We start from the raw sequence: 16092 nt of genomic DNA on the forward strand, positions 1-16092 counted from the left end.
TCCCGGTTAAAGTGCAAAAAATTATAATTGAGCTAATTTTAGTAGATGTTTTATTGCAATTTCGAGTAGCTGTTTATTCCATTAAAACAGATAAAGGATGTTCAGTCATGGGCAAAAAATATCTTATAAATCCATTGGTACTTGCTGAAAAAGCTCCAGCTGATCCGCAATTGGATACATTTTATGTTTATCAGGATGAGAGCCAAAATTGGCATTACATGTTTAAAACCGAAACAATGTTTTTGCAGCGGATCATTGAATTAGATAATCTTGGTCAGCAGCTTATAAGTTTGCTGCAAAACAAAGAGGAGCTTCCCAAGGCAACCGAGTTGGAAGCAGTTTATTTGCTGTTGCAAATAAAGCGCGCCGATGAGCAACCTGTTTCAATTCAGTTTGATTATGCCGAGCACGTATTCATAGGCGAAGCAGTAAAAGAATTGTTTCAACGCAATCAAACTTTTTTTAGAGAATTTTTCCCCGAAGAGTTTTTTGATAAAGGGTTGATAAAATTGGAAAATGGCATGTTGCTTGAAGTAAGTGAATTCTATGGACTTATGGGGGATTTTTTTGGAATACCTGGCAAACCAATTTCTTTCGGTAAAGATCCAAGTGAGCAAAAGGATTTTTTTGCTGCTTCGTTTAAAACGTTCTCGCAATGCTCACCTGAAATCTTGAAGAAAATTCTCACCATTGGTGCGATTCAAAAATATGCAGTCCACATTGCCATGCAAAATTGCTCTTGCCAATCCAGGGAAATTTGTCAATGTCCTGAGCAAGCTCTGGAGGAAGTATCTTCCCTTACCAACAAACTTTGGAATGAAGCCACGGGTGGTTCTTATTCTTTTTATCTGTTTGAGCATGGGGATTATCTGAAATTATCACAAAGCAATGTGGATCATTTTGGTGTGAATGCAAAAGAAACTTATCAGGCAGGGCACGAATTAGCGCTGGAGTATATTAAAAAAATTGCGGAAGAAAAGAAGAAAGAAGCCCCCGATTTTAAGCTAATACAAGCATGGATGCATCATGTATTTGCCTTGGAAGGCTCTGCAGGTCATTTCTTGACGGATGCTTTTTCTACAGGGCACGTGCGCGTACCACGTCAGGAATTATATGAACTCAAAACCATTTTTGGCATACCAGTACCTGCAGTAATTACCGGCCTTTTCACATTAGTAATGCACAATGAAGATGGCAAAAACGGGCTTATGTTGACGAATGGGAGAGGAGAAACTTTTAAAGCATATGGCGACGATGCATTGTTAACGGGAAAAGGCGCGGTTACCTTTAAAAAAGTAACGACTGCCGCCAGGGCAGGGATGCAAGAAATTTTTTCGGAATTGAAAAAAATTTTCCATGAAAATCGAAACGAAGAAAAAGCATCAGTTATTGCAGACAGGAGCTCGCCCACCTGGGGTGGCGTGTATGATTTATTTCCAGTAGCAAAAGAAGAAAATAATGTAGGGAATAATGCCTTATTTAAAATGCAAAGCGGTAAATTGCTGCGCAGGAAAGATATCCACGATATTGCCTGCACTGAGTACATTGAAAACTGGTGGGTATGGACAACTTTTTTACTGCTTCTGCCACAGATATGGCAGTATGCTTTTGGTACTGCTGCGAGTGCAGGGGTTAATGAAGAAATCTTGCATGACGAGGCCATGTTGGAACAAACCAACAATGCCCGTATGATGCAAATCTTGTCGCAGAATGACAACGGCCCTAGAACTGCAGTGGCATTTAAGCGTATTGAATCACCAACGGATGATGTGATCATTCACGTCCATCAACCCGGTTTCGAGGAAAATTATCAAAATAATTTAGGTGCAACAGAGCTTAAGATATTAAAAATATGATTTATTTTATTAACAAGTTGCCATCCTGGAATATCATTTTTTTGCTGGATATCGCCGTAATGCGCTCCCCTGGCAAAATAATGCCAGCCAGATTTAAAGGATCAGATGCCGAAAGAATCAAGTTGCCAGTGGCTTGATTCTGACGTTTACCCGATTTGCTCATGGTTCTTATGGATTCTACTGCATAGGGCAGGGCGAATTGTTCGCCCACAAACCCATTTACAAAGCGGCCACCGCGGATCTCCCCGCGATCTTCAAGCTTTCTAAAAGCTGTTAGCAATTCTCGCCAGCTTGGGATAATTTTTTCCCGTGTTAACAGTTCGCGGAAAACAATGCCATAACGTTTCAGCAACACCCAGCAGGTAGCTTCCAAACGCCGTTCATGATCTGCTGATTTCTTAATATTCAATAAGGACCAACGTCCCATTGTTTCCGGAGCACGTCGTCGTTTCCCTAAGCGTTTGTGTGGATCAATTAAAGAACGTAAATTGTCAAAGCCATCAGCGGTGATCATGCCAGCAGCGACTAGTTGCCAAAGACCTGTTTCAATTTCAGCACGTAAATGGCCCAAATCTTGTACTATATCGATAAAAAAAGAAGCCCCGCTTTCCTGTAAGTAGGCATAAATTTGTTGGGCAACATGGCTTAAAACATGCATGTTTCTTTTATCGAGAGCAGATATCCCTTGCATCCAGTCTGATTCTTGTCGTATGAAAAAAGTAATAGGTACCACGCTGGTAGGCTGGATGCGTTTTTTTAAAGTATCTTCTTCTAAAGCAGTCATGGCTGGATGCATCGACAAGCGTCCCCAGCCAATTACCCCGGTAAAGCACAGACGGTCTAAATATTCTTTCTGATAGCCATGGATTCGTGAGGCAAATATTTGCTTTTCCCAGGCATTGGCGGGAATTTCAAAACCTTGCAATTGTTTGATGACTTCCAACAGCCCTTGTTCTCCTTTCAATTGGGTGCCGGGTGCAATGTGCTGCCAAGTTAGCAGCCACTGAAAAAATTGTTGTGATGTAACCGGCTCAATTTCTTTTCGCAATTTATGCAAGGTCAATTGATGTATTCGAGCGAGCAACCGGCGTTCGCACCATTCAATTGCTTCTCTTGGTGAAGTGGAAAAATGCCCGCGCAAGATCAAACCGGTTGCTTCTAATTGAATTAAAATTTGCTGCACTTCTTTAGGCGGTAAATCAAGTGTGGCGGCCAAATGCTCGGCACGCACAGGCCCAAGGTAATGCATCCAATTTTTAAGCATGCAAATTAATGCTTCCTCGCGTTCCAATTCCTTTTGTTGAATTTTGATTGGAGGCAAAATGAATACAGTTTCCGGATAAATAACTTGAAAGATTTTGGTTTTCTCTGCAGCTACCCAAAAGGTTTTATCATGACAGGTCGCTTCTACAACGCGATGAGCAGTTTTTAATTCATCAAAAAAAGTAAACCATTCCTGCATGACTTTTTGTTGTGCAGAGAAAGCAGTATGAACCGGCAGGGCGATCACAGTTTGCAAGACATCGTGCAATTCATCTGCATTACGAATATCAGGCCAGGTTTGCTTTTGCACTTCTGAAATAACGTCGGCATCCAGTTTTCCAGCTTCCTGGAGAATAGATTCTGGTAATACACGGCGTAATTCGACTGCGCGTGCTCTTCTTTCTTCAAGAGGGGCATCATCCAAAAATGCATAAGGGTTTGCATTTAAAATTTCATGCGAAAAAACGGAGGGCACAGGTGTATCGACTGCGATGCATTGGATGCTTCCATTTTCTATATTTTTAAGTACTTGGATTAATCCCTGCAAGTCTAGTGCTTCGGTAAGGGCATCTTTCATAGTTTCTTCAATTAAGGGATGCGAAGGCAGCTCAACATCCCTCCCTCCCAGATTATCCTGACATGCCGCCGCATCAGGGAAAACCGCCGCTAAAAGATCATCTGCTTGCATCCTTTGTATATTTGGCGGCACTTTTTTGCCGCCGCGAAATCGGACCAACGCTAACGCGCGGGTGGCATCCCAACGCCAGCGGGTTGTAAAAAGAGGGGATTGTAAAACTGCTTGCGTTAGGACATCGGCAACTGAGTTAGAATGCAGAAAATGAAATACATCAGCAAGAGGAAAACTGTGTTGTTCGGCCAATGAAATATTGATGCCATCGTCCGTTGCCGCAGCTTGCAATTCAAAATTAAACGAACGGCAGAACCGTTTGCGTAGGGCAAATCCCCAAGCTTTATTAATTCTCGCACCAAATGGAGCATGTATGATGAGTTGCATGCCGCCTGCTTCGTCGAAAAAACGCTCTGCAATTATGGTTTCCTGCGTGGGAACCGCCCCCAATACGGCACGCCCTTGCAAAATGTATTGCACAATTTGCTCTGCTCCAAAGGAATTAACCCCACATTGCTTGGTTAACCAACTTAAAGCTGGTTGGGCATCTGGATGATTAAGGTGTTCACACGTTAAATGGTTAGGCAATAAATCATAAATGGTTTTACGCAGCCTGGCGACTTGCAAGGATAATTCATCCGTACGGGCAGGGGCTTCACCGCGCCAAAAAGGTACCGTAGGCGGTGCTCCATGAGCATCTTCCACTAAAATTCTTCCTTTCGCACTCTCTACACGTTTAATTTGCCAGGATGTATTGCCAAGAAGAAAAATGTCACCGCGGTTACTTTCCACCGCAAAATCTTCATCCAGCGTACCAATCATCACTTCATTAGGCTCAACAATGACATTAAATAAGCCATTTTCGGGGATGGCGCCGCCACTGGTAATTGCAGTAAAACGGCTGCCGCGCCTGCCTTTAACCAGGCCATTGACTTGATCACGGAACAAATAAGAGCCATAGCGTCCTCTCGAACCGGCTATCCCTTCAGCCAACATTTCCACCAGGGCAGCAAAAGTTTTACGTGATAAATGCCGATAAGGAAATGCCCCTTGTACCAGATGGAATAAGTCTTCTTCTTTAAAATCTTCGGCAGCACAGGCAGCAACGATTTGTTGTGCCAAAATATCCAAAGGTTCTTCAGGAATAATTAATTTATCCAGGTCTCCTTCTTGAATAGCATGAACTAAAGAGGCGCACTCCAGGAGCTCATTGCAAGTGGTAGGAAAAATTTTCCCCTCGGAAATTCCACCATGCCAATGCCCGGCTCGGCCTATGCGCTGCAAAGCGATGGAAATTGCACGCGTGGAGCCAAGCAGGCAAACTAAGTCAATAGAGCCAATATCAATTCCCAACTCCAAGGAAGCTGTAGCCACCAGAGCTTTTAATTCGCCCTGTTTCAGTTTTGTTTCTACTTGTAGACGTAACTTGCGGGATAAGCTGCCATGGTGGGCGGCAGCTTGCTCTTTGCCTAGCCGTTCACCGAGATGATAAGCGACACGCTCAGCCAGTTTGCGGGTATTTACAAAAATGAGTGTGGAGCGGTTTTCACGTGCCAGCTCTGCAAGACGATCATAGATTTCATCCCATAATTCGTTGGAGGCAATCGACGTTAGCGTTCGGCCAGTAAGTTCAATGTTTATATGTAAAGGCCTGGTATGTCCGATATTGATGATGTTCGGTAAAGGCCGTTGACTGCCTGCAAGAAATTGTGCCACCAGCTCAATTGGTTTTTGTGTGGCGGACAAGCCAATACGAGTAATAGGTTTATGCACAAGTGCTTGTAGTCGTTCCAGTGATAAAGCTAAATGAGTTCCTCGTTTATTATTCGCTAAGGCATGGATTTCATCCACGATAACCGTGCGGACACTTTGCAAAATGCGTCGGCTTTTTTCCGCAGTCAGTAACAGGTATAACGATTCAGGAGTTGTCACCAGGATGTGTGGCGGTTTTTTTAGCATCGTTTGCCTTTCGCCTGCCAATGTATCGCCTGTACGTACCGCGACACGAATATCCTTCATGAAAAAGCCCCATTCCTCACCCAGTGAGTGAATTTCCTGCAAGGGTTGCAGTAGGTTTTTTTGCACATCATTGGTTAAAGCTTTTAGCGGTGAGACGTAAAGTACACTGGTTTCATCCAGTAATTCTCCGGTAATGGATTGCCGCACTAACTGATCGATACATACCAAAAATGCAGCCAATGTTTTTCCGGAACCGGTAGGAGCTGAAATTAATGTTGTCTGATTGGCTAAAATAGAAGGCCACCCTTGCTCTTGCGGGGCTGAGGGTGAAGTGAATTTATTTATAAACCAATCATGGACAAGCGGATGTGCCCACGCCAAATGAGCGGATGCATTAAGATTCATACAAAAAGTATATACAAAATTAAAAAATTTTGCGGTTTTTTTGAAAATTAAAATTATTTTTTTTAAGATGGAAAATGATTTTAATGTAAAATAAAGCCGTAAGGTTCCGGCTTTATTTTAGGATAAAATAGAATTATTTATTGAACTCAGGATAAAGCTTGCTGATAGGTTCGACAGCAGTTAGCATCGTATATTTTTTCTCATTCTTTGAAAAAACTCCGTGGCGGCTGTAAAGCGGAGTTTTAATTTGCGTTTCTAATAATATCTCTGCTTGTTCGCCGCCAATATATGAAAGCTCGAAGTTATTTAGATAAAACATAGCTTCTTCCATGGTCTTAATTTTTTGCGGCGGAGCTGCTGGGAAACCGATGCGCAATCCTGCATATTGTTTCTCCAGTTTCTCCAATTCTGCTGATATTTCCAAGGCAGATTCATAACTGATTAACTCAACGTTAGACTTCTTTTGTATTCTTTTAAATTCTTCTGCATCCATAGATGGAATTTGTATGGTGAAACGATGGCTCTGAAAATCAGGGTTAATATAGACAGGCCCGTAAAAAAATTTGCCATATGTTTTTCTTACCATAAATACATCATTATGATGAATCACACTTTTATCATCCGGATTGGATGTTACACCGCTCAACTCGCTTTCGCCGCTTTCTTCAGTAATATCCCAATCACGGTCGCTGGCAGCAGCTGCAGGCATCTTCCCGCTTTGTAAAGAGATTACCGATTCTGCTACATTGACATGGATTCTAGGTTGATTAGTTACGAATACTTGCCCGGAAAGAAGACCGGAAAATTTCTCGGCTTGTATGGAGTGTTTGCTTGTGGAAACATAACTGTAATCGCCGCTAAAAACGGTGGCAAATTCTTCTATGCTTTTATTTTTACCTTGCGGGGTGAAATAATCCAAGACATCCAAATCTTTTTTAACACGCACGCCACGATATGCAACAGCTCCATGGCAATATTCAATATTGGTATTCCCTACTAAATTTGTAAAGTGTTCTATGTTAGCCTGAATAGCGCTTATTTTTTTGTGATGTTTTTTAGAACCCAGTGCTTTTTTACTCTCGGAAAAAAATTTTTCTTGGCCATGTTTATATAAGGTTTTTGTTGTCTGAGTTACTTTAAAGCGCATGTCTATCTCCACTGCTAACAACTAATTTTCCTGCACAGGAAATAGAATGATTTTACTGACTAATTATTAAGAAAAAATTAAGAATTATTATTTATAGAAGAGTATTTAATGTGAAATAGAAAAATTATTTATTTTACAGGGCATAATAAGGCATAAATTCTATTTTTTAATTTTAAAAAAATATGTATTTTTTTAAAATTTTAGTGGAATATATTAACAGCCTTCTGATGCTGCTGTTGACTGATGGTGCCGATTGTTTTAAAATAAACCAATTTTTGTTTGCTTTACTAAGGGAAAAATATGCTTAAAACAGGAAGGTATGTTCCAATTTTTTGGAAAAAGATAAATCCTAAAACCGCAATTATTGCAATGGTTGATCCAAAGGATGCGACTTTTGAAAATTTCAGCAAGTTGGAAGCTCATTTAGCAAAGCTTCAGGTTAAATTTTTTGCTCCTAATTCTAAAGACGTTAAGAACACGATTGGAGTAACTAATAGCACGCCCTTTTATCTTGTAAATGGAGACGAAGGCGCCTTGGAAGCTGACATTAATGAAGCATTGCAAAAATTTGAAGCTGGCCAATAAGGAAGAAGAATTGCAGTAAGCCTTCCTTTTTTAAATAAATTTATTCTTCAGGCTGGTGTGAGTTGAGTAGTTAATTTTCTTGTTAAGCCTGACATGGATTGAAGGATAAAATTTGGGTTATCTTAGCGTCTCTTCCTTAAAATGCACAAAAACTTTAATTGAGCATTATCAGTCCCTGGCGCATCTGCCTGGTTTCGTTTTGCTGGAAAGCAGCGATAGGAAATCAGGGCGTTATGATATTTTAGCAGCATATCCTTATGAGATATTTTCGATGCCGCGCCATGGACGGGATAGCAAAGAAACTTTTTCCTGCCTTCAATCTTTATTGCCTGTAGTTGAATCTAATAGCGATTTGCCTTTTCAGGGAGGGGCTATTGGGTATGTTTCATATGATTTTGGTGCAGAATTATATGGAATAAATGCGTCGCCCCATGCATTGCTGATAAATACTCCATTGATGGAATTCGGTTTATATGATTGGGCAATTATTACTGACCATCATCAACAAAAAACTTACTTGGTAGCGGCAAATCAACGTGCTGAAACAGCCTCATTAATCAAAGAAATAGAGCACTGCTGGTATGGTCAGCAAACCCTTGTAAATTCATTTACCCTGGTTAAGGAATTCAAGCCTTTAATTAGCCGAGACGCATATCAAAAGGCATTTTGTGCGATTCATGAAGATTTGCGGAAGGGAAGAGCTTACCAGGTTAATTATACTCAGCCTTTTATAGCGCATTTTAACGGCGATCCCTGGGAGATGTATAAACGCATCAGCCGATGCAATCCTGTCCCTTTTTCTGCTTTTTTACGTTTACATCAGATGGATGTTTTAAGTTTTTCGCCTGAACGTTTTCTTTTAATGGACAAAGAAAGCTTATTAACTTCGCCCATCAAAGGTTCAGCAAGGCGCTCTCCCGATGCCAGCGAAGATACCCGGTTAAAAAAAGCTCTGGCTGTTTGCGAAAAAAATAAAGCTGAAAATGTGATGATTGTTGATTTGATGCGCAATGATTTGGGTAAGATTTCAGTACCGGGTACTGTGAACGTAAATGCATTATGCGAATTACAGAGTTATAATTCCGTCCATCACTTGGTCAGCCATATCGAAGCACAGTGCCGCCAGGATGTAAGCACAATAGAAGCATTCATGTCTTGTTTTCCCGGCGGTTCCATTACCGGTGCGCCCAAAAAAGAAGCGATGCGCATTATCCATGAGCATGAACCCTTTGCGCGCGGAATATATTGTGGCAGCATCGGTTATTTTTCCGCCCACGGCCGCTTTGATAGCAATATAGCAATTCGTACCGTTACTGCTAAAGAAGAACAACTTTATCTTGTAGCGGGCGGTGGTATTGTAATGGATTCAACCTGGGAGGATGAATATGAAGAATGCTACACAAAAATTAAAGCGATAGTATCCGGTATTTAACTGGGCAATGCCCCTAAGCTTTTTTGAATATTCTTTAGGGTTTGTTCTGAATACAAATAATCTTAAGTTGCTTACTGCTGAATGTATAGGGAGAGTAATCATGATATTTGTAAACGCTTAATTTTACGTACCAGTTTTTATTGATATTACCCTAGAATAAGTAACTGAAGCAAAGAAGGTGTATGAAACGTAATATTAATCAAGATGAGTTAAAAGAACAGGCAGAAAATATTTATGATGCTTGGGAAAGCTCTTGCAAATAATGACATTGAAGGTCTTTTATGCAGATGACGCATAAAAACTTATTGCTAGCAATTCCTTCACGATTGTCATTGGCAGGTCCAGCGCGATCATGCTCTGGATAATTTTGAGGCAACTATTTAATAAGCATTAAGATACATTGTGTAATCAAGAGCATGCAATTTTGGGGATAATATGGCTGCCAAGTATTGATAGAGCTTCTGGCGACGATATTGAATCAGAAATCTATGATCAATATAGCAATGGTTGCACACTCCTCTTTGATCTCTCAAGATGTATTTAATACCACACATCAATTTTGAGCAACCTAACCGAGTTACCCGCTTTAAAGCAAAATAAGCTAATCTACCTATGTATTGCCTAAACTATTTACAATTGAACATGTTAAGAATCGCATCAGTGATTGTATTGCAGGATGAAGCAGCCGCTTCGCTTGTTTTAACGAAACGCAGTGCCAATTTACGCATGCATCCTGGAGAAATTTGTTTTCCAGGCGGCCTTTGGGAACCTCAGGATCAAAATCTTTGGATTACTGCTTTGCGGGAATTGCAAGAAGAGTTAGGGATAGCTGCTTCTCGAGTCCGATTGCTCAAGGAGTTACCTTTAGAGCGAACACTCTCGGGAACGGCCATACATCCTTGGCTAGGCTCAATTTCCGCTTTGGAGCCCTACCTCATCAACGAAAATGAGGTTTCCGAAGTGATTTTCCTACCCATACAAGATGTTTTGAATCCTAAAAATTATCAGGAGATTGAAATTGCGCGATTTGGGCAGCGCCTTACTTGTTGCCAATATACTGCAAGCAGTGAGCATTTTATCTGGGGGGCTACTGCACGTATTATGAAACAGTTATGTTTGGCCGGAAAAGGAAACTTTTAGCTTCTTTCCGGCTCGTATGGAAAAGAGATAAAATAGTAGCGTCACCTCAAGGCACGTCTTAAAATTTTTCCTACATTTGATTTTGGTAATTCATTATAAAATTCAACGACTTTTGGAATTTTATACGCTGTCAAATGCTGCCGGCAATGAGAAATGACTTCATCCGCGGTTAAATTGGGATCGCGCTTGACAATGCATGCTTTAACTTTTTCGCTTGCATCTTCCTCCTGGACCCCGATAACGCCGACCTCGAGTACGCCTGGCTGCATGCTAATAACTTGCTCTACTTCATTAGGATAAACGTTGAAGCCAGACACAAGAATCATATCTTTTTTGCGATCCACAAGATAAACAAATCCCTTTTCATCAACTGTTGCAATGTCTCCAGTGCGTAAATAGCCATCTGGCCAGAAAACCAAAGAAGTTTCATCGGGACGTTGCCAATAACCGGACATGACTTGTGGGCCTTTGACGCATAACTCTCCTTTTTCACCTAATGGTAGTTCATTTCCTTCATCATTGCGGATGGAAATGGATGTTGAGGGAAGCGGCAAACCAATGCTGCCATTATATTCATCCAAATACATGGGATTAATGGTGACAGCAGGACTGGTTTCGGTAAGACCATAAGCTTCTAAAATACGTGATTTGGTTTTTTCCCGCCATTTTAGAGAAACACTTTTTTGTAGAGCCATGCCGCCAGCCAGTGCAAGTTTAAGGTGTGAAAAATCAATTTCATCGGATTTTGGATGGTTTAGCAGTCCATTGAATAAAGTGTTCACCCCGGTAATCGCAGTGAATCCTGTATGCTTGATTTCATCAATAAACCGCGACAAATCGCGGGGATTAGTAATCAAAATATTTTTTGCCCCCAGTCTCAAAAATGTAAGGCAATTAGCAGTTAATGAAAAAATATGATACAGCGGCAGGGCGGTGACGATGATTTCGTTTTTGCCAATGGCTGATGCGGAAATCCAGGCGGAAGCTTGCAAAACATTTGCAATCATATTGCCATGACTTAACATGGCTCCTTTGGCTATACCGGTAGTGCCGCCAGTGTATTGTAAAAAAGCGATATCATCCAAGGTAATGCTTACAGGCTTAAACTGGCTTTGAGCGCCTTGACGCAGTGCTGTTCTGAATTCTACAGAATTGGGGATCCGGTAAGCCGGAACCATTTTTTTAACGTGTCTTACGACGTTATTCACAAGAATGCGTTTAAGAAAAGGGAAAATATCCCCGATTTGCGTGATCACTACGTATTTTAAGGTGGGAATATGAGGTAGAGCCTTTTCAACGGTGTGAGCAAAATTGGCTAGGACAACAATGAGTTCCACACCGGCGTCATTCATTTGGTGGATGACTTCGTCGCTCGTGTATAATGGGTTGGTATTCACAACAACCATCCCAGCGCGCAGCGCGCCAAACAATGCAATAGGATATTGCAGTAAATTGGGCATCATCAAAGCAATACGCGTGCCCCTTTTTAAACGCAATTGCTGCAGATAAGTTGCAAACTGCAAGCTTAATCTATCCAGCTCCTCATAACTAATTCCAGATCCCATGTTAGTATAAGAGATTTGTTCTTTGTATTTGCTGCAAGACTCTTCAAATAATTCCACAATCGAAGAATATTGATTCATATTAATTTCATGAGGTACGCCTTGCTGATAATGCTGCAGCCACAACTTCTCCACGTTACTAACCTTCTGTTATTGACTCCTGCGTGCTAGTATAAACAAAAATGAGAGGGATGGATATTACGGTATGACCGATAATGTGTTGAAATCACAAGCATTTAAACTGAAAGGCAGGCTTTATACATTGACTGTTTTATCAGTTCTTGATACAAATATTGAACTGTTTGCAAAACAATTGATAGAAACGATTCATAAAGCACCACGTTTGTTTCACCAAAGTCCTGTAGTATTAGATTGCTCAGCAATTCACGCAGACCAGCTTGATTTTCAAGCATTATACCAGTGCGTGCGCGACCTGGGGCTAATCCCTGTGGCAATCCAGGGGGGAAATCCACGCTTGGAAATGCTGGCGCAATGCCAAAATATGGCGGTGTTAAAGGCTTCCTCTGATCATGATAAACCTGTACTGGAAAAAGTAATGGGTGCTCCCGCCATCCCGATTGAGGCGCCTAAAACCAGGTTATTGACGTCTCCCGTACGCTCAGGGCAGCAGATAGTTAGTAAAGGTGACCTGATTGTTACGGCTGCGGTGAGTCATGGGGCAGAATTGCTGGCTGATGGGAACATTCATGTTTACGGGCCCTTGCGCGGGCGTGCTCTGGCCGGGATTGATGGGAATAAACAAGCCCGTATCTTTTGTCAAACACTGGAAGCCGAGCTGGTATCCATTGCCGGATTTTATCGATTAAGCGATGCAATTGGAAACCTCTCAGGTCCTTGTCAAATTTTTCTTCAGGATGATCATATACAAATAGAGCCGTTATGACTTCAGCACATCAAGGGTCGGATACGGTAGCTGTATGGCTTTCTTCCGCAGATAAAGTTCCTAAAAAGCCAATGGAAGCCGTGTTTATATCTGATTTGCATCTTCATCCGGGGGATAAAAACATCTCAAACCGCTTTGCCTGCTTTATTGCCTGGGCTACGCATAATACTCGTGCAGTTTATATTCTTGGCGATTTTTTTCACGTGTGGGCTGGGGATGATGCAATCGACGCCTGGAGTTCTTCCATCATTAACCAGCTAAAATATTTAACTTCGCAAGGGGTTGCGGTGTATTTTATGCACGGTAACCGCGATTTTTTGCTTGGCCCACGTTTCGCCAAGGCAGCCAATGTGAAAATGCTTACAGAGCCTACTGTAATAACCTTGGGGGGTATGCGGGTTTTATTAGTGCACGGCGATCGATATTGTACGAAGGATCGCGGCCATCAATGGTTGCGCTGGTTAACGCGTAACCGTTTTTTCCCGGTTTTATTTTTGAAAATCCCTTTAGGTTTACGCAAAAAACTGGTTCACAGCATTCGCCATCGCAGTGAATACAATCGCAACAAATTGCCGGAAAAACTGGCTATTGTGTCGGCAGCTATGCTGAATGAAATGCAGGCTTTCAATGTACAAACGCTAATTCATGGACACATCCATAACTCTGGTTTGACCATTCATAAACACCAAGGAGCATACTACAAGCAGTATGTATTAAGCGACTGGGATGACAATCCCATGCTCATGTGCTATGATAACGCAAATGGCCTATTTTTTAAACGATTTCCGGAGACGCAGCATGCCAGCCAATGATATCTTAAAGAAAGAATTGGAGAATGAACTTATTAGAAAAGCGAAAGCAGAACTTGCAGAGCTTAGAAATAAGGAGCGCCAGGAAGAAATCGCTACCAAAGCAGGGGATCGTGAAGAAGCCAATGCTGCAGCGGATGAAAAATGGGCGGAAGTGGATAAAATAGCCGAAGAATTTATTCGTTCCAGCCAGCGTGGTTTTGATAATCCACTCTCCCAATGGTTGGATATTCTATTTTTATGTATGAAACTTGCCGAGGCAGCAAGGAAATCAAACCCTGTAAATAGCTTGCTAAACCAAGGGCTTGATCAAATACAAGGTTTAATTGGACAATTCCGTTATTCCAAAGACATGAAAAATGCCAATAGTTTTGCGGAAGAAGATCCGGAAAAACGCGCCCAGATTATGAAGGAATTAAACATCACTCTTCCCAGAATCCAGCATTGCGTAACCATGAATGATAATGATGAGTTAGAGCTTGGCAGTATCGTTGGCGAAAATGGCAAGCCGATTTTCGAAAATCCCCAACTTCAGCAATATGCGGAAAGACAATATGCAGCCCTCGTAGTGGCCTGGTTACAGACTCATGGCTACACGCGCACCAATACTGGTACTTTTGTGCATCAAGACCCGCCACATAGACAATTAGACCGTGATACGTTTGAAGCTTTACGCGATGACTTGCATGCCGGGTTAAATCAGCGAGCCGAAGAACAGTTTGGTTTAGAATTCGTCACCAATCCTTCATTAAGGCCTTAAGTACATCGCTTCCTTTATATCGGTATTCCGCTATGGAAGCGGAATACTGAATCGTTGCCGCAAATCAATTCATTTTCAATATCCAAAAACCGGTTTATTTTTTCGTCAACATCACTTCCATAAAGGTAGGCAAGATTTAGATAGTCCCGGAAGTGCCGCGCTTCGGATTTTACTAAGGTACTGTAAAACTTAACTAAAACCGGATCATTTAAGACTGAAAGCAACGCCTTAAAACGTTCGCAAGAGCGTGCTTCAATAATTGCACCGATGATAAGTTGCTCGCTCAAGCGTTCTTGGTTGCAGCGCGTGGTGACTTCTTTGTGCAAGCATTGTGCATAAGAAGACGGATGCAAAGGTCCAAATCCAAGATTTCGCTCGTGCAGTAACAAGAGTACTTTTTCAAAATGCAGTAATTCTTCGCGGGCAAGGGGAGACATTACATTGACCAACTCCTGTTTTTCCGGATACTTGCTGATAAAATTTATTGCAGTGGCGGCTGCTTTCCTTTCACAATGCGCATGATCAATCAGCAGCAAAGGAAGATTAGTTTGCGCATGTTCAAGCCATTCACCAGGAGTTTCTACTCGTAAAAACCGGGAAAGGGCGGTCAAATCATTCATGTTGGTTTCAATCATCATTGCACTACTCTTTGTTGAACTATCTTTACCCAGGCTCGCATTTTAGCAAGCGGTAGGTATATACTTCAGAGAGACGCATTATACCTGTTATGCACGAATTATGAATGAAGAAACAAAAGAACTTGATTTATCGCAGTGGTTGTCCACCTACGGAATTTTAACAGCAGAACGCATCCTTGAGCGCTTCCAAATTCATTTGCAACAAGAGGAACTGATCACCACGATTAAGAACCCCCGCAGTATTTACTATCAGCTTTTGCGTGTGCCATTGAAAAATGTTTTTAACGGAATCATTTTGCAGCAGGGCCATGACTATCAGGTTTATGCACAAAAATTATTTATTGATTATTTATTATCTGGTCAAAATGATAAGGCACCCGAGGCACCGGGCGCCACCATCCGGGAAGATATAGAAAACGAGCGCACCACCTTGGCCAAGTTAAACGATGAATTTAATGAGCAGGAGTTAGCACAGCAAAAACTCATAGCCGAGAGCCAGGCAAAATTAATTCATTTATCGCGGCAGTTGAAAAAATCTTTGCAGACAGTAACTGCAAAAATAAATGAAGTTTTAAAAAAGCATGACATTATTAAGGCCGAACAGACTGTGCAGCGAGCTATCCGCTTGGGCATTATCCATGGCGATGAAACCGATCTCTTTTCTGAAAAATCTTTTTTTTGGACTAAGATGGAAGAAGTTCTGCAGGTTTCTCTGCATAAAGAGTTGCGTCATGAATCTGGCGAATTGTTGAAAGAATTTGCCGCACACCGACTTGAGATTGACAATATTTTGGCTACTTATCTCGAGCAAACACAAGAAATGACTTTGTCGTTGCGTAATTACCGCAAGCAATTTTATGAACTCATTTTGCGTGCCACTGAACTCATAAAATTATTACCGGACTATTATCAGGATACGGCGAAGCAGGCTGAAAATTTAGCTGCGCTGGATTTTGATGGCAGCATCGGCGAGCAGAATAACTCGTTTTAACATGCTGTAACGC

12 protein-coding genes are annotated in these 16092 nt (G+C 41.6%); 8 read left to right on the top strand and 4 right to left on the bottom strand.

Annotated features, from left to right (window positions below):
• Positions 1–11: 11 nt before the first annotated feature.
• Positions 12–1856 (top strand): hypothetical protein, encoded by a 1845-nt coding sequence (locus NKV53_RS00495; protein ID WP_253350519.1) that lies wholly within the window; start codon positions 12–14, stop codon positions 1854–1856.
• A 1-nt stretch (position 1857) separates the two neighbouring features.
• Here NKV53_RS00495 and NKV53_RS00500 read toward each other — a convergent pair whose 3' ends face one another.
• Positions 1858–6111: a DEAD/DEAH box helicase gene (locus tag NKV53_RS00500; RefSeq protein ID WP_253350521.1), complete on the bottom strand. Its 4254-nt coding sequence runs from the start codon at positions 6109–6111 to the stop codon at positions 1858–1860.
• A gap of 133 nt (positions 6112–6244) precedes the next feature.
• Positions 6245–7258 (bottom strand): hypothetical protein, encoded by a 1014-nt coding sequence (locus tag NKV53_RS00505; RefSeq protein WP_253350524.1) that lies wholly within the window; start codon positions 7256–7258, stop codon positions 6245–6247.
• 300 nt (positions 7259–7558) lie between these two features.
• Between NKV53_RS00505 and NKV53_RS00510 the strand changes: the two genes are divergently transcribed.
• The 3 genes from NKV53_RS00510 (at position 7559) to NKV53_RS00520 (ending at position 10415) form a co-directional block, all read left to right on the top strand.
• Positions 7559–7843 carry a hypothetical protein gene (locus NKV53_RS00510; RefSeq protein WP_126954554.1) on the top strand — a complete coding sequence of 95 codons (285 nt, stop codon included), beginning with the start codon at positions 7559–7561 and terminating at the stop codon, positions 7841–7843.
• Positions 7844–7955: 112 nt separating this feature from the next.
• Positions 7956–9275: an aminodeoxychorismate synthase component I gene (pabB, locus tag NKV53_RS00515; RefSeq protein WP_253350526.1), complete on the top strand. Its 1320-nt coding sequence runs from the start codon at positions 7956–7958 to the stop codon at positions 9273–9275.
• Between the two features lie 642 nt (positions 9276–9917).
• Positions 9918–10415: a CoA pyrophosphatase gene (locus NKV53_RS00520; protein ID WP_127033348.1), complete on the top strand. Its 498-nt coding sequence runs from the start codon at positions 9918–9920 to the stop codon at positions 10413–10415.
• A 41-nt stretch (positions 10416–10456) separates the two neighbouring features.
• Here NKV53_RS00520 and NKV53_RS00525 read toward each other — a convergent pair whose 3' ends face one another.
• Entirely contained in the window at positions 10457–12058 is a 1602-nt protein-coding gene (locus NKV53_RS00525) for an AMP-binding protein (RefSeq protein WP_253350805.1), read from the bottom strand.
• 124 nt (positions 12059–12182) lie between these two features.
• Here NKV53_RS00525 and minC point away from each other — a divergent pair, with 124 nt between their 5' ends.
• The 3 genes from minC to NKV53_RS00540 are packed head-to-tail and all read left to right on the top strand — an operon-like array spanning position 12183 to position 14450.
• On the top strand, positions 12183–12881 hold the full coding sequence (gene minC, locus NKV53_RS00530) for a septum site-determining protein MinC (RefSeq protein ID WP_126954550.1): 699 nt from the start codon (positions 12183–12185) through the stop codon (positions 12879–12881).
• Positions 12878–13693 (top strand): UDP-2,3-diacylglucosamine diphosphatase, encoded by an 816-nt coding sequence (locus NKV53_RS00535; protein WP_233581884.1) that lies wholly within the window; start codon positions 12878–12880, stop codon positions 13691–13693. The genes minC and NKV53_RS00535 overlap by 4 nt, the downstream gene beginning before the upstream one ends.
• Positions 13680–14450, top strand: a complete 771-nt coding sequence (locus tag NKV53_RS00540) for a hypothetical protein (protein ID WP_126954549.1) — start codon at positions 13680–13682, stop codon at positions 14448–14450. Before NKV53_RS00535 ends, NKV53_RS00540 begins: the two co-directional genes overlap by 14 nt.
• Before the next feature lie 14 nt (positions 14451–14464).
• Here NKV53_RS00540 and NKV53_RS00545 read toward each other — a convergent pair whose 3' ends face one another.
• The gene (locus NKV53_RS00545) at positions 14465–15085 is read right to left on the bottom strand and encodes a tRNA-(ms[2]io[6]A)-hydroxylase (protein WP_126954571.1); all 621 of its coding nucleotides are present in this window, start codon (positions 15083–15085) and stop codon (positions 14465–14467) included.
• 103 nt (positions 15086–15188) lie between these two features.
• Here NKV53_RS00545 and NKV53_RS00550 point away from each other — a divergent pair, with 103 nt between their 5' ends.
• Positions 15189–16079: a hypothetical protein gene (locus tag NKV53_RS00550; RefSeq protein WP_126954548.1), complete on the top strand. Its 891-nt coding sequence runs from the start codon at positions 15189–15191 to the stop codon at positions 16077–16079.
• The last annotated feature ends 13 nt before the right edge of the window (positions 16080–16092 follow it).

This window comes from Legionella sp. 27cVA30 (assembly GCF_024160945.1).
Classification (GTDB): Bacteria; Pseudomonadota; Gammaproteobacteria; order Legionellales; family Legionellaceae; genus Legionella_A; species Legionella_A septentrionalis.